General features: G+C 49.6%; 20 protein-coding genes. 8 read left to right on the forward strand and 12 right to left on the reverse strand.

Annotated elements, in window-relative coordinates:
- Nucleotides 1-265 precede the first annotated feature (265 nt).
- Both K0T92_RS21180 and K0T92_RS21185 read right to left on the reverse strand, forming a co-directional pair.
- On the reverse strand, nucleotides 266-895 hold the full coding sequence (locus K0T92_RS21180; RefSeq protein WP_219874488.1) for a TVP38/TMEM64 family protein: 630 nt from the start codon (nucleotides 893-895) through the stop codon (nucleotides 266-268).
- 200 nt (nucleotides 896-1,095) lie between these two features.
- The gene (locus K0T92_RS21185; protein ID WP_219874489.1) at nucleotides 1,096-2,022 is read right to left on the reverse strand and encodes a DUF2167 domain-containing protein; all 927 of its coding nucleotides are present in this window, start codon (nucleotides 2,020-2,022) and stop codon (nucleotides 1,096-1,098) included.
- 199 nt (nucleotides 2,023-2,221) lie between these two features.
- Here K0T92_RS21185 and K0T92_RS21190 point away from each other — a divergent pair, with 199 nt between their 5' ends.
- Nucleotides 2,222-2,467, forward strand: a complete 246-nt coding sequence (locus K0T92_RS21190; RefSeq protein WP_219874490.1) for a helix-turn-helix domain-containing protein — start codon at nucleotides 2,222-2,224, stop codon at nucleotides 2,465-2,467.
- A gap of 66 nt (nucleotides 2,468-2,533) precedes the next feature.
- On the opposite strand, the gene K0T92_RS21195 is transcribed toward K0T92_RS21190, so the two are convergent.
- Entirely contained in the window at nucleotides 2,534-3,133 is a 600-nt protein-coding gene (locus tag K0T92_RS21195) for a nitroreductase family protein (protein WP_219874491.1), read from the reverse strand.
- A 144-nt stretch (nucleotides 3,134-3,277) separates the two neighbouring features.
- Here K0T92_RS21195 and K0T92_RS21200 point away from each other — a divergent pair, with 144 nt between their 5' ends.
- Nucleotides 3,278-3,643, forward strand: coding sequence for a winged helix-turn-helix transcriptional regulator (locus K0T92_RS21200; RefSeq protein WP_219874492.1), 366 nt, complete (start codon nucleotides 3,278-3,280; stop codon nucleotides 3,641-3,643).
- 44 nt (nucleotides 3,644-3,687) lie between these two features.
- Here the strand turns inward: K0T92_RS21200 and K0T92_RS21205 are convergent, their stop codons facing one another.
- The 6 genes from K0T92_RS21205 to K0T92_RS21230 all read right to left on the reverse strand — a co-directional run bounded on the left by K0T92_RS21205 (nucleotide 3,688) and on the right by K0T92_RS21230 (nucleotide 10,062).
- A complete protein-coding gene (locus tag K0T92_RS21205) occupies nucleotides 3,688-4,215 on the reverse strand; it encodes a hypothetical protein (RefSeq protein WP_219874493.1) in 528 nt (175 codons plus the stop codon).
- Nucleotides 4,216-4,280: 65 nt separating this feature from the next.
- Nucleotides 4,281-5,495 carry a cation:proton antiporter gene (locus K0T92_RS21210; protein WP_219874494.1) on the reverse strand — a complete coding sequence of 405 codons (1,215 nt, stop codon included), beginning with the start codon at nucleotides 5,493-5,495 and terminating at the stop codon, nucleotides 4,281-4,283.
- Between the two features lie 4 nt (nucleotides 5,496-5,499).
- Nucleotides 5,500-5,994: a cation:proton antiporter regulatory subunit gene (locus K0T92_RS21215; protein ID WP_219874495.1), complete on the reverse strand. Its 495-nt coding sequence runs from the start codon at nucleotides 5,992-5,994 to the stop codon at nucleotides 5,500-5,502.
- A gap of 308 nt (nucleotides 5,995-6,302) precedes the next feature.
- Nucleotides 6,303-6,659: a hypothetical protein gene (locus K0T92_RS21220; RefSeq protein WP_219874496.1), complete on the reverse strand. Its 357-nt coding sequence runs from the start codon at nucleotides 6,657-6,659 to the stop codon at nucleotides 6,303-6,305.
- A gap of 851 nt (nucleotides 6,660-7,510) precedes the next feature.
- Nucleotides 7,511-8,221, reverse strand: a complete 711-nt coding sequence (locus K0T92_RS21225) for an HAD family hydrolase (RefSeq protein WP_219874497.1) — start codon at nucleotides 8,219-8,221, stop codon at nucleotides 7,511-7,513.
- A gap of 236 nt (nucleotides 8,222-8,457) precedes the next feature.
- Nucleotides 8,458-10,062 (reverse strand): bifunctional metallophosphatase/5'-nucleotidase, encoded by a 1,605-nt coding sequence (locus K0T92_RS21230; protein ID WP_219874498.1) that lies wholly within the window; start codon nucleotides 10,060-10,062, stop codon nucleotides 8,458-8,460.
- A 174-nt stretch (nucleotides 10,063-10,236) separates the two neighbouring features.
- Here K0T92_RS21230 and K0T92_RS21235 point away from each other — a divergent pair, with 174 nt between their 5' ends.
- From K0T92_RS21235 to phnE (K0T92_RS21250), 4 genes are all read left to right on the forward strand, one after another.
- Entirely contained in the window at nucleotides 10,237-11,235 is a 999-nt protein-coding gene (locus tag K0T92_RS21235) for a phosphate/phosphite/phosphonate ABC transporter substrate-binding protein (protein ID WP_425517675.1), read from the forward strand.
- Nucleotides 11,236-11,366: 131 nt separating this feature from the next.
- Nucleotides 11,367-12,140, forward strand: coding sequence for a phosphonate ABC transporter ATP-binding protein (phnC, locus tag K0T92_RS21240; protein ID WP_219874500.1), 774 nt, complete (start codon nucleotides 11,367-11,369; stop codon nucleotides 12,138-12,140).
- Nucleotides 12,137-12,934, forward strand: a complete 798-nt coding sequence (gene phnE, locus K0T92_RS21245; RefSeq protein ID WP_219874501.1) for a phosphonate ABC transporter, permease protein PhnE — start codon at nucleotides 12,137-12,139, stop codon at nucleotides 12,932-12,934. The genes phnC and phnE (K0T92_RS21245) overlap by 4 nt, the downstream gene beginning before the upstream one ends.
- Nucleotides 12,934-13,743, forward strand: a complete 810-nt coding sequence (gene phnE, locus K0T92_RS21250) for a phosphonate ABC transporter, permease protein PhnE (protein WP_219874564.1) — start codon at nucleotides 12,934-12,936, stop codon at nucleotides 13,741-13,743. Before phnE (K0T92_RS21245) ends, phnE (K0T92_RS21250) begins: the two co-directional genes overlap by 1 nt.
- Nucleotides 13,744-13,805: 62 nt before the next feature.
- Here phnE (K0T92_RS21250) and K0T92_RS21255 read toward each other — a convergent pair whose 3' ends face one another.
- Nucleotides 13,806-14,201, reverse strand: a complete 396-nt coding sequence (locus K0T92_RS21255) for a phage tail terminator family protein (protein WP_219874502.1) — start codon at nucleotides 14,199-14,201, stop codon at nucleotides 13,806-13,808.
- A 253-nt stretch (nucleotides 14,202-14,454) separates the two neighbouring features.
- Here K0T92_RS21255 and K0T92_RS21260 point away from each other — a divergent pair, with 253 nt between their 5' ends.
- Nucleotides 14,455-14,955 (forward strand): hypothetical protein, encoded by a 501-nt coding sequence (locus tag K0T92_RS21260; protein WP_219874503.1) that lies wholly within the window; start codon nucleotides 14,455-14,457, stop codon nucleotides 14,953-14,955.
- Nucleotides 14,956-15,002: 47 nt separating this feature from the next.
- On the opposite strand, the gene K0T92_RS21265 is transcribed toward K0T92_RS21260, so the two are convergent.
- Both K0T92_RS21265 and K0T92_RS21270 read right to left on the reverse strand, forming a co-directional pair.
- Nucleotides 15,003-15,773 (reverse strand): DUF4367 domain-containing protein, encoded by a 771-nt coding sequence (locus tag K0T92_RS21265; protein WP_219874504.1) that lies wholly within the window; start codon nucleotides 15,771-15,773, stop codon nucleotides 15,003-15,005.
- Entirely contained in the window at nucleotides 15,763-16,344 is a 582-nt protein-coding gene (locus K0T92_RS21270) for an RNA polymerase sigma factor (RefSeq protein WP_219874505.1), read from the reverse strand. Before K0T92_RS21270 ends, K0T92_RS21265 begins: the two co-directional genes overlap by 11 nt.
- A gap of 391 nt (nucleotides 16,345-16,735) precedes the next feature.
- Here K0T92_RS21270 and K0T92_RS21275 point away from each other — a divergent pair, with 391 nt between their 5' ends.
- Nucleotides 16,736-17,593, forward strand: a complete 858-nt coding sequence (locus K0T92_RS21275) for an ATP-binding cassette domain-containing protein (protein ID WP_219874506.1) — start codon at nucleotides 16,736-16,738, stop codon at nucleotides 17,591-17,593.
- Nucleotides 17,594-17,639 lie beyond the last annotated feature (46 nt).

Genomic DNA, 17,639 nt, shown 5'->3' on the forward strand with positions numbered 1-17,639 from the left:
CTGTAGATTCCATCCCTAACGATCCGGCGACTTCCGACACGCCAGGAGTAAGCGAATCCAACTCTCCGAAAGAGTGGGGCGACACTGACCTTCTGACCGTTCCTTTCGCTCGCATCGGCAAGTAAGAAGCAATTCAACAATTCAATCTCTGAATAAGTAAAGAAGAACCTTCGACTTCACGAATCGTGAAATCGAAGGTTCTTCTTATTGTGCAATACGGCTGCAGTGCCAGGCATGCTTTATAAGCAAACACTGCTCCCGCACATCACGGATTCAGCCCGTTTCCCTCTTCCGCTTCAACTGGTTTTTTCGTAAACTTCAGTTCGATTCTCTTGCTGATCCATAGCGACAAGCCGATGAATATGACGACATAGATCAGTTCCAGCGGGTTATGGATAAACCTTGTAAGATCATGTCCAATGAAGGATACGGATAATACCATAATCGCTTTGCCGAACAGAATCGCAATCATAAAGGAACGAACCCGCATGCGTGCAATTGCCGCGGCCATATTAATGACAACGAACGGTCCGACCGGAAATATACTGAGCAGGAACACATAACTGAATGCATTGCGCTGCACCCATACCATGCTCTTCTTCACCTTGGGCTTCTGAGCCCAGCGCTCCAGATACGGATGGCCGGAAATCCGGCGTACAATGAGGAAAGTAACCATACAGCCGCATACCATACCGATCCATGAATAGAGAAAGCCAAGCCACAACCCGTATACAGCCGCATTCACACCAACAATAACAATTGTAGGCAGGGGCGGAATAAACGATTTCATAAAGGTCAGAAGAATGCCTGGCAGCGGTCCGAAGGATCGGTACTGCTCCAGCATCTGCTTCAAATTGTCTTCTGTCATATAAGCTATTAGATCAGATATACTCATCACGTCATACACACCTGTTTTCTGCTTACTTTACCCTCTATCATATACCATTTCCGCAGTACCCACCACTTCATTCCCATGAATTGAAATCTCATTCGCCGCCTCATATCCGGGCATGCACAACCAAGCAGAAAACCTCCGGCCCCACATAGCAGTAGCAGCGGGTACAGAGGTTCTTTGCTCCAACTATTCCAGACTGATTAAGCCTGATTATCAGGTGAATTGGATTCCGTATGATGTCCTGGCGCTTGACGCCTTCCGAAGAGAGAACGAACCCTCTTCCAGATGAAGGAACCAAGTCCGACAATACCAACCACAATCAGGTACCAGAATTTCTTGATAATAAGCAGCAGCCCGAATTTCTTCGCTACAGCGAGTCCTGCGCCGCCCAGAATAAGTCCAGTCAGCCCGTACTCTGCCACCTTATCGGTCGATTCATTGAAATCCGCATATCGCTGTCCTTCAACTATAGTAAGCTTAGGAAGCACCTGCTCTTCGAAGGTTACGATGTCCGCAGCCAGATGCTCCGGATCGGATACAAGAATCGCGGAGATATAGCCCTCGCGAGTCAGCAGCCGGACATTGTAGTTAATGAGCGGCTCATTCGCCCCTGTATGAAGAAGCAAGGACCATTTCAAGCTGTGCAGCTTATCGGAGTACACAGGCGGTATGTCCCAGCCGTCAACGAACAGTTGGTTGGCTGCCTCCTTCGATTTGTTCGCTTCCTCATTGCCGTTCTTATAGCTTTCCAGCAGTGCGTCCGCATCAATCTCATTCTTCTCTTCATCTGCGATATGGCCGGATTCTTCATATTCGAAGTAGACGACCCAGTTCTGCTCTTGATCCATAGGGAAGATCGATCCAATCTCTCTTCCAGTCGGAATGTCTCCGTACTGTTCTTCGAATTTCACTGTATTCGGTCCATCCAGAAACACGAAATCCGTTGTAAGATTGAAGCTCGCTACTTTACCAAGCTGCACCTGCTGCCCGGTTCCCTCTACCCAATTAATATCCGTACCTTCCCCTTCAGCGGAAGCGATGCCGGCCGATACTAATGCAACTGAAGCATACAGTACCAATGCAAATGCTGCCACTCTCTTGCGGAATATGCCCTTCCCCTTGCCCATCTTGATAATATCCTCCTTATAAAAGCTTATAAATCCATATAAAGGTATTATAGAAGGGGATTTTCAAGTAAGTCTACGGACTTTACGTACCGTTCTACTAGAATAGAACTGTCAGCTGTTATATATCTACAAATTTCGCGGTGAAATTCCGATTAAAGAATAAGGGCTTCATTCACTTTTTTCCACCGGAGGGTTACAGTTGGATATCCAGATTGATTTTGGGAAGAGGGTTAAGGAGCTTCGAACAAAGAATGGATTCAGTCAGGAAATATTGGCGGCCAGAGCAGGACTGGACCGTTCTTATATTGGAGGGATCGAGCGGGGAGAGCGCAATGTCAGCCTCAGGAATATACAACGGCTCGCCGTGGCGCTCAATACCACCATTCCGTGTCTCTTCTCCGAGATCGAGGCCAGAATCGTCGTGCATGTACAACCTTTTCTCTAGGGCACCATAACGGGGCTGTCTCTTGGTCAATGACCGCAGAGACAGCCCCGCTTGCAGGTTCGGCTATTATTTGAACAGCTTAATACGATCTTCAAGCGGCTGGAATGTTTTCTCTCCAGCTGGTGCTGTAGGCTTGCCGAAAGGCATCTGCGCTACAAGCTGCCAGCTCGCCGGCAAGCTCCACTCCGCCTTGACTTGCTCATCAATAAGCGGATTGTAATGCTGCAGGTTCGCCCCGAGTCCTTCCTGCTCAAGAGCCGTCCACAGAACGAATTGGTGCATGGCACTCGCATGCTGCGCCCATACCGGAAAGCGATCCTGATAGGTCGGGAAGCCCGCTTGCAATTGTTCTACGACTGCCTGCTCCTCGAAGAACAGCACTGTGCCGTATCCGTTGCGGAATCCGTCCATTCGCTGCTGCGTCGATTCGAACTGGTCGGCAGGAACGATAGCCTTCAGAATATCCGTCGTCAGATCCCATAGCTTGTCATGCTGCTCCCCTAGAAGCACAACTAATCTTGAGCTCTGCGAGTTAAAGGATGATGGGGTATGTTTAACCGTCTCCTGCACAATCTCCAAGATACGCTCGTCCGAAATTGTCGATTCTTTGCTAAGAGTATAAATGCTGCGTCTTTCACTAACAGCAGTCAAAAAGTCCTGCGCCATTGGTTCAATCTCCTCCAATTATATAGGATTAGTTCTCACGTTGTTATTTTAATTCCTTTACTTTATACTGTAAAGTACGAAAAATATTTATATGTTGTAAATTGATATTTACTTACTAACTATATGTAAGGTAGGTGAACTGCATTGGAAGATTTCAAGGAAGGCCTCTGCCTCGCGCATGTATCTAAGGTATTGGATATTTTCGGCGGCAAATGGTCCTTTCACATCCTCACACAGCTATTCTCCGGTACGAAACGATACAACGAGCTGCAGCGGCAATTAAATAATGTCAGCTCCAAGGCGCTGTCCGATACACTGAAACATCTGTTGAACAATGGGATCATCAGCCGCCAGGTATACCCTACTACTCCGGTAACGGTAGAGTATTCCTTGACACAGAAAGGGATCGACTTCCGCAATGTAATGACGGAGATGAATACGTGGGGGAAAAAGTGGCTCGATGACCCGCACCCTGAGATCGTATCTCCCCCTGAAGCTGAACAACAATAAAGAGGCCTGCTCTCGAAGGCCTCTTCGCCAGGAGTACATCCCTGTCAATCCGATAATTTGTTGCCATATTTGGATACACCGGGCAGTCTGCCCGAGCGCCGCGGCTTCGATCCGCCCTCGCCGAGCTCCCTCCATCGGTTAATCGGGATGACACACACTACGGCATCAGGATCGATAGATTGTATGAGATCTTTGACCGCCAGCTCCTCAAGCCGATAGATCGCCAGCTGCAGCGTGTGCTGAATCTGGCCGTCTCCCACCCTCCTGCTCGTAACTCTTATCACCTCACGGTTAATTGCCCGCCGCACCGCTTCGTCGATTTCATCGCCATAGATGCTGCTGATTTGCATCATCCTTGTGGAGGATGAGCGATTCGATAAATAACAAGCAGCAACAAAGGCCAAGGCAGCCACGATGACATAGGTGGCAGCGCTCAGCATGACCCCCGCTCCTTCAAGCCAGACCAGCGCGCTCAGCATCAGCGCCAGTGCGATGGCGGCACGGGCTGCCCCACTCTCCGCCTGCAACCCGGCTCCTCTATTCCAAAGCATCGTTTCCTTTGCATGTCTCATAGTGAATTCCTCCTCACCTGATCCCGGTTTAGAATGAAGTTCAAACTTGTGATGGCAGTAAAGGTTCAACGTTTACTCGGCTGAACTCGCTTCTCCTTAAAGCGGAATACCCGGCTCATAAGACTGTATATCCCTTTGGTCTCCTTCGTGAGCAGCGGCCCCAGAACCGCCAGTATCAGCACGTACAATGCTGCGAACGGTTGTACGATCGGCAGCAAGCCCCCTGCTTTGGCCAGATTGGCCATTATAATTGAGAATTCACCTCTTGCCACTATGGTGAAACCGATATTGACCGATGCCTTGGCAGACAATCCGGCGCTGTGCCCGGCCCACATGCCTGCCGCGAAATTCCCGATCAAGGTCAGTACAACCGCGGCAATCGACAACCATACAGCGCCGCCAAGTGTCGTCGGATCAATCGTCAGCCCAAAGCTGAAGAAGAAGATCGCTCCGAAGAAATCACGGAAGGGCAATATTTTAGACTCGATCCGCTTCATATGCTCCGTTTCCGCCAGTACCAGACCGACAAGCAGCGCCCCGATCGCTTCCGCAACATGAATCGTCTCGGAGAACCCGGCAACAATAAACAGAATGGCGAAGATAACGAGCAGGAACAGCTCATTGGATCGAATATTGAGCAGCCGGTTGAGCAGCGGAACTGCCTTGCGCCCTACTACAAGCACGAGCAGCATGAAGCCCAGCGCGATCAGTGCAGATGTCGCAACACCCCAGAATGAAGAGGAGCCGCTTAACACCAGACCGGAGACGATAGAAATATAGATCGCCAGGAATACATCCTCGAACATAATAATGCCAAGAATCATCTCTGTCTCCGGGTTGGCCGTCCGCTTCAGATCCACAAGAACTTTGGCCACAATGGCGCTGGAGGAAATGGTTGTAATACCCGCTATAATAAGCAGCTCCAACAGCGGAAATCCCGCGACCCACCCGAATATCAGACCGAGTGTGAAGTTGATGAGAATGTAGATCGTACCCCCGACAGCAATGGATTTGCCGGACTTGATTAACCGCCCTACCGAGAACTCAAGCCCTAGATAGAACAGCAAAAACAATACTCCAATCCGCCCAAGAAATTCAATCAACGGCTGGCTCTCGATGAACCGCAGATCAATATGCCAAATTTCGAAGGAATGAGGCCCCACCGCCATGCCGACCAATATATAGAATGGAATAACGGAGAACCGCAGCTTGGCAGACAACAGGCCCGCGAGCGCAATTAGCCCGATCGCTATTCCAATTTCAAATACGATATAGTTCATCTGTTCAATCACATCCGTTCATCAAAATGTTTTTGAAAAGCTTCTGCTGCCCCCTCTCGCCCGCCACAACAAGTGTAGCTTCCGCTTTTATGCGCACCTCCGGCCCAGGATTGATCTGCTTGGACTGATGCTTCTCAACAACTGCAATTATGGTCGCACCCGAGATATGGCGGACATTCAGCTCACCGATTGTTTTACCCACGCATTTATACTCGGGATCTACCCGGTACCATTCAATAATAAGGTCATCAAGAGCGACCTCAATGGTCTCCAGCGCCCGCGGCTTGTAGGTCATCCCGCCAATAATGCCAGCGACCAGCCGCGCCTCATCATCATCCAGCGTAATAAGAGAAAGGGTGTCGTCAGGACTTTCAGGATCAAAGTGATAGCATTCCCGCCGGCCGTCATCATGAACAACAATAACCAGCTTATCGCCGCTTCTTGTAGTCACCTGAAACTTCTTGCCGATTCCGGGGAGATCTGTTTCACGAATCGTCATCTATTAAACCTCCTGCTTTTATATTCTTGATTGGTTATTGAGCTTGCGAAGAGCTTACTAAGAGCTTGCGAAGACCGATTGTGCGTATGAGTGCCGATTTTAGGCAATATCAAATAGACCTTCGGCTGTCGTTTTTTTCAAATGAACAGAGAACGTGATTCACACTATATAAAATCAGCTGAATAAGCGCTTACCGGAAACACAAATAAACCGGTGGGCAGCAGCCGAAATTTTCCAGCTTCATCGGGTCATAACAAATAGATCATCATAATGGATGAAATGAATGATTGCTTTGGGGGGGATGGTGACTACACGAATACAGATGTCATCTTAATAGGGGAGAGCAGCAGCCGGGTCAGCCGGCGGGCAATTTGAGGGTAGAACGAAAGATGTGTTTCGGATAAGGAGCCCCAAGTCGCTCTTATCATGGCAACCAGCAGAAAGGACAAGGCAGAGAAAAGCGCAGCTAATCGCATTCCTTCCGGTACAATATGCTTGCGTATGACAACCTTGCTTGCTATATTCTCGATTCCCTTGGTCAACACTGTGCGAGCCGTTTCACTGATGTTCGTCTCCACAAGCGGAGTAGGCATCGCAAAAACCATAAATAAAACGATCAAAACGATAGAGAATGAACGATTAGACGAGGTATCACGAGATAACATGCAACTTCACCTCCTTTTCCCTGAATTATAACGAAATTATAACATAAATCGCCGTTTAACTCAAACTTCCGGGCTTGCAAATATTGGTGAAAAGGAGTTTGTCTGATGCATAGAGCAGATCCTCTGCATGCTGCTGATGTTGATCACTGAGCCGGGAGCATCTGCGTATCTGCGTTAGCTGGTCTGTATGCGCTTCGAGCATCGTTGTGGCATTCCTGCGTTTATATGACCTGTAGGAGATGTCTGTACGAGCTTCGTCGTTGTAGTATCCCTCCTTCTACATGGTATATTCAAGCATCTCCGTTGCAGCTTCGTCTGCATGAGCTCGCGTTGCGGAATTCCTGCGTCTTCATAGTCTGTGCAAGCTCATCGTTACGGGGTTCCAGCGTCTTCATAGTCTGTTCGAGCTCGGCGTTATGGAATTCCTGCGATTGCGCATCTATTTTCGTCATTATCTATCTAATTCACTAACATTCCTGCATATACGCATCTTTTTAATGACATGAGCCTAATATCAGAGGAGAATGGCTGGAATTCCTGTACCTATGCAGGCTTTTCTCTAAATATTGCATTCCGAGTGGAAATACCTGCACTTTAGCAGGTTCTTATTTCCACACTGCGCACTTTGTACTTCCACACTCTGACACCTCGACATTTCCACACTCCTACACTCGCTCACACCGCCACACTTGCCACTCCCGCTGCATACAACTAACGGACCCTGCCAAGCGACCCCACGATCACGGATAGAACTGGTTCGTGCCCTCCACACAGCGCTTCTTAGCAAAATAAACGGCTACTACAAAAAAAAGCAGGCCTCCGCAGAGACCCGCCCTTCCAAAAGTCTACTATTACCGCCAGCCTGGAATCTGCCTTTGATCGCCATCCCAAACCTGGTACTTGCACTCCACCTTCATATTCTCGGGAGAAGAGGCCGTGTGCAAATAGCAGGCGTCTATCCCGATCCTTCTCGCGCCTTCCAGATCTGTTCTGGGATCATTCCCGATCATGATCGCGGAAGACAGATCAGCTCCGTAAGTATCCGCCAGATAGTGATAGAACAACGGATCGGGCTTGCTCAGCCTGGCTTCTGACGAGATCGCAATGCCATCGAACAAATGATAGATGCCAAGCCGCTTCAGCTCCGCTTCTATGAAAGTCTTCTGCCCATTGGACAGAAGGTATATTTTCTTGCCCTTATCCCGCAAACTCTCCAATATCTCAATTACTCCGTCATACAAGGCAATATGGCGCATGGACACGGTGCGGAACCAGCGAACGGTTTCGTTCAGCCATGCCGATGACGGCTTCCCGCCCAGCTTGGCGGCTATCTCTGCCAATACTTCCTCCATGATGAAATCCGGAAACTCGCAGTTCTCCCTCGCTATAGACAACTGGCGTTCCACCTCCCGAGCAACAAGCTCTTTGAGCTCCGTCCCAGTCGTCTCCATACCTTCATAGCGGAAATGATGCATCATGGCCTCCCACAGCTGTGGACAGTCCTCATCGGTCTCAATATCAATCAATGTGCCGTACAAGTCAAATATATAAGTCTGATACACCCTGATTCCTCCTGATGGCAAGTCTATTGCAGCAACCCTATTCTACTATTCTTGCAAAAGAGGGCCGCAAAAGCAATACCCATGCCGTTCCCGTGCTATAACTGGTATCGATCTTATTAACTGGTATAGATCCCGTCAATTGGTAGGGTTCCTGTTAGTCGGTATGGTTCCTGTTAGTCAGCAGGGTTCCTGTCAGTCGGTATGATTCCCGCAAACTAGTGCCATCCCCATCCCTGTTACCGATTCCCCATGTCTATAATAACTCTCCAGTGATTGCTGGCAGCTGCATGGATCGTCCCCCGCTGAATAATGTAATCGGCGACCAGCTCCGACATATCGATATCGATCTCTTGGATGATCGGCTTGCCCTTGTACATATCATAATCCCCGCCTCCGGCTGCTCGGTAGCTGTTCAGAACAACATCATAATGCTGATCGGGCAGGACAGGCTGACCTTTATGGCTCAGCTTCACAACACGCTCGCCGATAGGTCTTGCAACATTCAGGTCGTATTCGATACCTGCCCACATATCATAATTGTAGTGCTGCAGCTTAGGCTCCACATAAGCAGGATTCACACCAAGCCCTCCATCTGCTTCAACTTGGAAGTAGGAGGCCGTCTGTTCAAGCGCCTCCACAATATCCTGGCCCGACAGACGCAATACAGTGAGCGTGTTGGGATACATGAAGTTGGTCAGAATATCTCTCATCGTAATGATGGACCCGAACCCCCCAGACTCATGATTGAGCAACGCCGTAGCCGATAGCTGGACACCCGCTGTATCCATCTGAACCTTATTAATAAAAGCAATGAACGGATGATCGGCTCTCCGGCATTCCAACGGACTCGATATCGACATATCCCCGATTACTTCACCAATCTGCTGATCCAGCCATGCCTGTGTCTCCGACTCGATGCCCTGCGTCAATTTTAGAACAGCCTCATCAGGGACAACGGTATTATCCACGCCCAGCAGCTCCGCCTTCTTCGCTGATATTGTCCAGCGCCCCTCAACTTCAGTGAAGGAGACACTGATCTTCCCCACAGCTTGCCCATTGCAGCTCGGCTGAATGATGGTGACGCCATTCACTTCAGCCGCCAACGCGCGATGCTGATGACCGGTAATTAGCACATCCAGGCCTTCCACTTCCATACACATCGCGTATGCCTGATTCTCGCTCGTTCCCTTGCCTTCCGGCGCTCCTGTAGCGAGATTGCGCTCGAACCCCCCGTGATAGGACACCACGAGCAGATCCGGCTTCTCATCCTCCCGTATGCGGCGCGCCCAGGCCTTCACTGTCTCCAACGCATCGGAGAAGTCCAGTCCCGTAATGTGAAGCGGGTTCTCCCAGCTTGGGATATAGTGCGTCGTCACGCCTAGAATGGCGACTTTGATTCCATTCCTGAACGTCCGCACAATGTAGGGCTTGCCGAACGCAGGCTCCTGGCTCGCCCGATCCGTTATGCCGGCTGACAGCCAAGGGAAGCTTGAATCGCCCGTAACCTTGCGCAGCACATCAAGGCCGTAATTAAATTCATGATTGCCAAGTACGGCAGCATCATATTGAAGCTCGTTCAGCACGGCTACTGCAGGATGCGCCTGCTCCCCAAGCTGAAGGGCGTAATAATAAGACAGCGGAGACCCTTGAATGAGATCGCCATTGTCGATCAGCAGCAGTTCGGGCGACCGCAGCCGTTCCCGCCGGATCAAGGTTGCTGCTTTGGCCAAGCCCATATTACGATCTTCATGCGTCCGATAGTCTGTAGGATACAAATGCCCGTGTATATCGCTAGTTGCCAGTATGTCTACTATGAATGCAGCAGCTTCTCTATCTTCCATCCAGAATGCTCCTTCTCTATCATATATGCTTCTTTATTCTAACAGGAATACGCATGCACCGCTTACGAATAGATTCATTTACAAAACATTATCGACGCTCTTACGGTCCGTTAATAAACCCTCCTTATAGTTAGACAAGTAATCAAAACTATGGAACTTTCTGGAGGTTGTATCATTTTGAAAAGAATCCTGACCATCGTTCTCCCCCTTCTCCTTGTCCTTGTTGTCCTCAGCGGATGCGGCGGCAACGAGGCTAACAACACCGCGAACAACACCAAAGCCGCTAACACTCCAGCAGCAGACACGACAGAGAATAACACAACCGGCAGCGAGACAGAGACCACTGGATATGTGCCGGAGAAATTGACCGTGCAGTTCGTACCGTCCCAGAATGCCGATACGCTTGAAGCAAAAGCCAAGCCGTTGGAAGAGCTGTTGAATGCCAAGCTGGGCATTCCTGTAGAAGTAAGTGTATCAACCGATTACAACGTAATCATTGAAGCAATGGCCTCCCATAAAGTGGATGTCGGTTTTCTTCCCCCAACAGCCTATGTGTTAGCCAAAGAAAAAGGAGCCGCCGAGGTTATCCTCCAGGCACAGCGCTTCGGTGTCCAGGATGAGACCGGTGCCCCGACTGACCAGCTCGTCGATTTCTACAAATCGATGATTATTGTGAAGAAGGATTCCCCCATTCAATCTGTAGCCGATCTGAAAGGCAAGAAGATCGCTTATCAGAACGTAACCTCCTCAGCGGGCTATGTATGGCCTGCCGCTATCATGATGGACAACGGGGTTGATCCGCTGAGTGATGTTGAAGCGATCACTGTCAAAGGTCATGACCAGGCTGTTCTTGCCGTGCTGAACGGCGATGTGGATGCGGCGGCAATCTTCCAGGACGCACGCAACATTGTGAAGAAGGACTATCCGACTGTATTCGAGGATACACGTGTACTGACTTATACGGCCAATATTCCGAATGATACGATCTCCGTCCGTTCCGATATGAATGCGGAATGGTCTGCCAAGATCCAGCAAGCCTTTATCGATATCGGCTTAGACCCTGCAGGCCGCGCCATTATCAAAGAAATCTACTCGCACGAAGGCTACGTGAAGTCCGAGGACAGCATTTTCAACGTTGTTCGTGAATACGGTCAGAAAGTCAAAACCGAGTAGCGGAATAACCCGCTTCGCCGCCTCTGCCGCCCCTTCCCCGAAAGATGCCCCATTGCGCAGCCAGTCGAGTGTCCTTCACTCGTACTGGCTGCTATTGTTCTACCATAACTGTTATAAAGGATGATGCACCCGTGATCCAGATCCGCAACATAACCAAGACCTATCCCAATGGAACCAAGGGCCTGAACGGCATTACGCTGTCCATTGCCCGCGGGGAATTTATCGCCGTCGTTGGATTGTCCGGCGCGGGCAAGTCCACTCTTCTTCGCTCGATTAACCGGCTGCATGATATTACGGAGGGGGAGATTCTGATCGACGGCAGCTCGATTACCAGAGCAAGCGGCAGGGAGCTGCGTTCCATCCGCCGTGATATCGGCATGATCTTCCAGAGCTTTAACCTAGTGAAGCGCGCGACTGTTCTTCGCAATGTGCTGGCTGGCCGCGTCGGCTATCACTCCACCTTGCGGACGATATTAGGGAGATTCCCCGAGAGAGATCTTGACATTGCCTTCCGCGCTCTGGACCGGGTCAATATCGTTGAGAAGGCGTATGCGCGGGCCGATGAGCTGTCAGGCGGCCAGCAGCAGCGCGTTGCAATCGCCCGTGTTCTGGCCCAGGAAGCGAAGATTATCCTGGCGGATGAGCCTGTCGCCTCGCTTGACCCACTGACAACCAAGCAAGTCATGGATGATCTGAAGGGCATCAACCAGGAGCTTGGCATTACGACCATCGTGAACCTGCACTTTATTGATCTGGCGAGACAGTATGCTACACGCATCATCGGGCTTCGGGCGGGCGAGGTCGTGTTCGATGGACCTGTGTCGGAGGCGACGGACGAGCGGTTCGCGGAAATTTATGGACGTCCGATCAGTCAGGATGAGTGGTTGGGAGTACCTGCGATATGAGCAAGACAGCTATTGCACAGTTGAAGCGTCCGAAACCGCCGAGCAAGCTGAAGCATTATTTGACCGCAGGCTTCATTGTCCTTATTCTCTGGGGAAGTGCGGTGAATACCGACTCCACCTTAGGCGAGCTTATTGACGGGCTGCCGAATATGATGGATCTGCTCCGGGACATGTTCCCTCCCAAGTGGAGCTACCTTGACAATATTGCCGGCGCCATGCTGGAGACGATCCGCATGGCGCTGGTGGGAACGACAATTGGCGCCTTGCTGGCTGTTCCGGTAGCCTTGCTGTGCGCGGGCAACATAGCGGCAAGCCGGTGGCTCTACCATCCCGCCCGACTGCTGCTCAATCTGATCCGCACATTGCCGGACCTTCTTCTGGCAGCGATCTTCGTATCCATCTTCGGGCTTGGCCCGCTTCCCGGCATTTTCGCACTTGTTATATTCTCGATGGGACTGATCGCCAAGCTGACTTATGAATCGCTCGAGACGATTGACCCCGGTCCATTGGAGGCATTGACCTCTGTCGGAGCGAATCGCGCACAGTGGATCGTATATGGCGTTATTCCGCAAATTCAGGCGCATTTCATGTCCTATGTGCTCTATACGTTCGAGATCAACGTCCGGGCGGCGGCGATCCTCGGCTTGGTCGGGGCCGGGGGAATCGGCCATTATTATGAGGTCACACTGGGATTTCTGGAATATGACAAGACCTGCACCATTATTATTTTCACCTTGGCTATCGTTCTCATGATTGATTATGCAAGCACTAAGCTGCGGGAGAAGCTGCTATGATGACTACGAAGAAGCAATGGCATACCATCGTTCAGAAACCAAGGAAGAGCCGCTATCGCTGGCTTATCTATGCGGCGCTGGCAGCACTTTATGTGTGGGCTTTCGCCGGAATACCCTTCACGGGACTGAAGGAGACGGCAGGGCAGGTGACCCAGGCCATCTTCGCCGGCATTTTCTCCCCTGACTGGGGCTATGTCTATTTGCCCGAAGGCGAGGATCTGCTGCGGGGGCTGTTGGATACGCTCGCCATTGCCGCGCTTGGCACCTTTATCTCGACGCTGGTGAGTATTCCGTTTGCCTTCTGGTCTGCGGCCAACATGAGCCGGGCAAGGACAGTCTCCGCTTCCGGCCGAATGGTGCTGAGCTTCATCCGCTCCTTCCCCGAAATCGTGATGGCGATTCTATTCATCAAAGCTGTCGGCCCGGGTTCTTTCGCGGGCGTGCTTGCGCTTGGCCTGCATTCCGTCGGCATGCTGGGCAAGCTGTTCGCCGAAGAGGTGGAGAGCATGGACCGGGGACCCCAAGAGGCACTGGTTGCTTCCGGCGCCAACTACTGGCAGATGCTGTGGTTCGCCGTGATCCCTCAGGTGCTGCCCGGTTTTCTGTCCTATACACTCTACCGGTTCGAGATTAATGTCCGCTCCGCCACGATTCTCGGCATTATTGGAGCAGGAGGCATCGGGACTCCGCTCATCTTCGCGCAAAGCTCGCGGGACTGGGATCGGGTAGGTATTATTTTGCTGGGGATCATTGTGATGGTCACGCTCATTGATCTGATCTCCGGCGCGATCCGGAGGAAGATTACTTAGGCGTACACCAGACACCAGTAGCCAAGCTGCTCTATATGCAGCTTGGCTTTTTGGTCATCCACTCAACCAGCTCCTCTTGTAACAACGCTCAATGCATGGAAATTAAAATGAACATAGAAATGGAGCACTCCATTAATAATTTCATGCCTCATTCCTCTTCCTTGTATCAAATTGCCTGCCACCGCAATATTCTCGAGTATCGTGTATAAATGATTAGCAGTATCATGAAGCCCTTTATATGTAGGGACTAAAGTCATATACTCGATTTTGAACTGATGTATAAGCTGGTACCTGCGACCCATCTCGCGATTGTTTGCCACAGACATCAGTTTGACCGCGAATAGCGGCTTGGGATAGTCTTCCTTAGCTTCCCCGACTGCCATCGTTGTCCCGGGATATTTTTCTCCGAGCGAATCCATTATCCCATCCAGCACATCGTCTACCGTCATACCTATCATAACGAATCATCACCCTTCCGTTTTTAAATGGGTCTGCAAATGTCAATCAGAGCGTGTAGAACATTCCACACGAACGGGAATGTATGTTCTGTTTCTATACTAATAGGTGGCAACCGTAAGACAAAGAATAGGCCCTGGAAGGCACTCCAATAGACTAGTAAAAATTACCTATAAAAATTAGGAAAAAAGCGTTAGTTTTCGACACATTGCAACGTTAATATATTTGTATCAGATAAATAAGGAGGAGTCATAAATGAAAAAAGCTACATTTACTGCCGCACGTCTTGGTCTACTGCTGGTCATCGCACTGCTGGTTATCCCTGGACACATCTTTGCAAGCGCTTCACCGGCACTCTCGCAGCAAGCGAAGACACCGCCGCCGCCGATCCTGATCACACCGTTTACAGTGTTTGATCCTGCCTTTAATTATCTTGAGAATGGAACATGCGGCATCTCTTACTCTGGAACCTCCGGGAATTATAAAGCCACCATATGGGGCGATACATCAGGTGTCATCCGAGTGGACAAGATTGGCGTTAAAGTGTATCTGCAGCGCTGGTCAGGATCTGCCTGGGTTGATGTCTACACCGGCGCCAACACGGAGCTGACCGAAGCCTCTTATGTCTACCAGTCTCATAGCAATCTCTCGGTTACATCCGGCTATTATTACCGGACCAAATCCTATCACTGGATACTGGAAGGCTCTACGAGCGAGAACGGATACCGATATTCCTCTTCCATTCTCATTCCATAGCGAAACGATAGAAAAAAGGCGAGCGGCACTCAGTGCCGCTTGCCTTTTTAATGTAACGACTCTGCGAATTTGATAATGTCCTCTTCTGACACTTTGCCGGACACCGTTATGACAATCATATCTTTCGTCAACCACTCCAAGTAGTGCGAGCCATCTGGAATTACAACCAATACAGCAGGAGCGCCATCAATAGCGAGCTCTTTAATTTCGCCAGCTCCCTCTGCAATATCCGTCTTAACAGACCCGGAATGCTCGGCGATCAGCTGCTGATTCATCTTGAGAAGATCTCCTGACTCATTGATGTATTCCAGAAAAGCATTCCTGTACTCATTCTCCGCTTCCCTGAAGATCCGCACGATATCCAGGCGATAGCCGTCGGGCACATATTCAGGTGTCCGCAGGGAGAACATCAGCTTCGACTTCGCATCATCCAATGTGGTTTGCTCAGGTACTGCTGAATTTGTCTCGTTCCCCTCTACCGGAGGCGGGGTCTTGGCGTGGCTGTTGTCCTCATTCTTGTTCGGATCCTGGAAGAAGATCTGAATCATCTGGTTCTTGGCTTCACGGAACAGTGATGAGAAATCAGCATAGGTGACTGGCATATTGAGATTCAAAGCGAGATTGATGAATAGCGAGACGGCAACGATTCCGGACGTAACTTTGGCGCGATTGGCCCACTTTATACGTCTGCGTCTCTTTCTCAATTGCTCCTGGGCTTTCTTCCATGATTGTGCATTGTCTGGGATGTCCACATCATTATAAATGTTTAGAACAATTTTTTTGAATGTTTCCTCTTGTTGTTCTGAATTATCTTTCATGACGATCAACCCATTTTCTTGAAAAGTATTGAAGCAGCTTCTTGCGCGCTCTGGCCAACCGCTGGGTAACAACCTGCTCGGATAACTGCAGCTCTCTGCAGATTTCGCTATATGTCTTCTCTTCCACGTAGTATAGCAAAAGCAGGATACGATAGTCCGGCTTCAGCTCATTTATCGTTTGATGCAGCAGTTCATCCCTGAGTTTGTTCTCCACTTCCGACGCTACGCCTATTGCATTTTGGCCAAAGTACTCCTTCTGCTCTACTATATTAACGATATCCAGTTCAAGATTCTGACGATTTTTTTTATTTTTTCTTAACCAGTCCAATGCTGTGTTGCGTGTGACCTGCTTAATCCAGCCCTGAAGGTTGGATGAATGCTTGGCTTTGGGACATTGCACGACAACCTTGATAAAGGCTTCATGAATGATATCCTCGGTAGTAGAATGGTCCCTGACAATAAAATAAATATCCTTATACACAAATTGCCGGAATGAATGGTAGATCATTTCCTGTGACTCAGGGTCCAAAGTTTCGATGTTGTTGCGTAGCAAGTAGAACCACTGTTCCATATGAGTAATACCCCTATCTTCTTCAATGGTAAAGGGGCAGCGCAGTAGGGCCCTATAGAATGTATAGTGCTGAAATCAACTGGTGTTTGCGGCCCGCCCAACGTTGGCTTTGATCAAATCATAGATTTTTTATATTTATGGCGTCATATTTTCGATTAATGGAACGTTTATAGAGTATACACCTTTTTTGATGTACATGTATCCCTGATATCGCTTCCCTTTTTATATAAGATTAACACAAAAAAATAATGACTGTCCAAGTTAGCCCAAATAAATATGGAAGCAAACATCCAAATGATTACACGATAGAACTCTCCCCATCGGATTCCCTATTGTTTCACTAATTTTGGAAATGAGTTCTAGCGCACTGGGGTTAGGTGGTTTACGAATCATGACTTCTATTCTTATCGAATTTCGCAATGTATCCAAAACTTTAGGCAGCAAGCATGTGTTGAAAAATGTCCACCTATCGCTCGCTACAGGTGCTGTGATCGGTATTACCGGCGCAAGCGGATCAGGCAAGAGCACGCTGCTGAGGCTGGCTTCAGGCCTCATGTACGCGGACCATGGGGAGGTATGGGTGTCAGGCAGGAAGGTAAGACCCGGGGTTGCCGGCAATCTGCCTGAAGGCGTCGGCTCGTTTATAGAATCTCCTGTCTTTCTTCCAACACTGTCCGGTCTGCAGAACTTAACAATGCTTGCCCACATTCAAGGAAAAGTTGATGCCGCGTACATACGGGATTCCATGCATCGCGTTGGATTGAATCCCGATAATAATAGTGCGTTCAGAACTTATTCTCCTAGCATGCGCCAGCGGCTAGGCATTGCTCAGGCGATTATGGAGAATCCGGGCGTGCTGCTGCTCGATGAGCCCACTCATGGACTTGACAGGGACGAGAAGCATCTGTTCGCTGATTTGATTGCAGAGCTCGCGGGCCGAGGTACAGCCGTTATGATCTCTTCACATGTGCAGGAGGATATCTATCGTTATTGTGATCGTGTTTATTCCCTTGCAGAAGGAATATTGAGACCGCTTCAACAGCACAGGGAACGTGTATGGACCATCATAACCAATTCCCAAGAGGATATCGGGTTGCTGAGAATGAATATCCCTTCCTTCCGAAGGAACGGTTGGATTAATAGTAATCCGGCAGGCATATGTACGGGAGAGTGGGAGAACGAAGAGGAGCTTTTTGCATTTCTTGCGCTCAAAGGGATTTTTTGCGTAGAGATCAGAGGAGAACACTAGCACATACCGACTGCTTATATATGACGCCGCGCTTATCAAAATCGAT

Origin of the sequence: Paenibacillus oenotherae, from assembly GCF_019443105.1 — a bacterium.
Taxonomy (GTDB): Bacteria; Bacillota; Bacilli; order Paenibacillales; family Paenibacillaceae; genus Paenibacillus_Z; species Paenibacillus_Z oenotherae.

Coding starts and splice junctions, on each gene's coding strand:
- K0T92_RS21180 (WP_219874488.1), bottom strand. CDS start 895: ATGAGTATATCTGATCTAATAGCTTATATGACAGAAGACAATTTGAAG.
- K0T92_RS21185 (WP_219874489.1), bottom strand. CDS start 2,022: ATGGGCAAGGGGAAGGGCATATTCCGCAAGAGAGTGGCAGCATTTGCA.
- K0T92_RS21195 (WP_219874491.1), bottom strand. CDS start 3,133: ATGGCGCAGGACTTTTTGACTGCTGTTAGTGAAAGACGCAGCATTTAT.
- K0T92_RS21205 (WP_219874493.1), bottom strand. CDS start 4,215: ATGAGACATGCAAAGGAAACGATGCTTTGGAATAGAGGAGCCGGGTTG.
- K0T92_RS21210 (WP_219874494.1), bottom strand. CDS start 5,495: ATGAACTATATCGTATTTGAAATTGGAATAGCGATCGGGCTAATTGCG.
- K0T92_RS21215 (WP_219874495.1), bottom strand. CDS start 5,994: ATGACGATTCGTGAAACAGATCTCCCCGGAATCGGCAAGAAGTTTCAG.
- K0T92_RS21220 (WP_219874496.1), bottom strand. CDS start 6,659: ATGTTATCTCGTGATACCTCGTCTAATCGTTCATTCTCTATCGTTTTG.
- K0T92_RS21230 (WP_219874498.1), bottom strand. CDS start 10,062: ATGGAAGATAGAGAAGCTGCTGCATTCATAGTAGACATACTGGCAACT.
- phnE (WP_219874501.1), top strand. CDS start 12,137: ATGAGCAAGACAGCTATTGCACAGTTGAAGCGTCCGAAACCGCCGAGC.
- phnE (WP_219874564.1), top strand. CDS start 12,934: ATGACTACGAAGAAGCAATGGCATACCATCGTTCAGAAACCAAGGAAG.
- K0T92_RS21255 (WP_219874502.1), bottom strand. CDS start 14,201: ATGATAGGTATGACGGTAGACGATGTGCTGGATGGGATAATGGATTCG.
- K0T92_RS21260 (WP_219874503.1), top strand. CDS start 14,455: ATGAAAAAAGCTACATTTACTGCCGCACGTCTTGGTCTACTGCTGGTC.
- K0T92_RS21265 (WP_219874504.1), bottom strand. CDS start 15,773: ATGAAAGATAATTCAGAACAACAAGAGGAAACATTCAAAAAAATTGTT.
- K0T92_RS21270 (WP_219874505.1), bottom strand. CDS start 16,344: ATGGAACAGTGGTTCTACTTGCTACGCAACAACATCGAAACTTTGGAC.
- K0T92_RS21275 (WP_219874506.1), top strand. CDS start 16,736: ATGACTTCTATTCTTATCGAATTTCGCAATGTATCCAAAACTTTAGGC.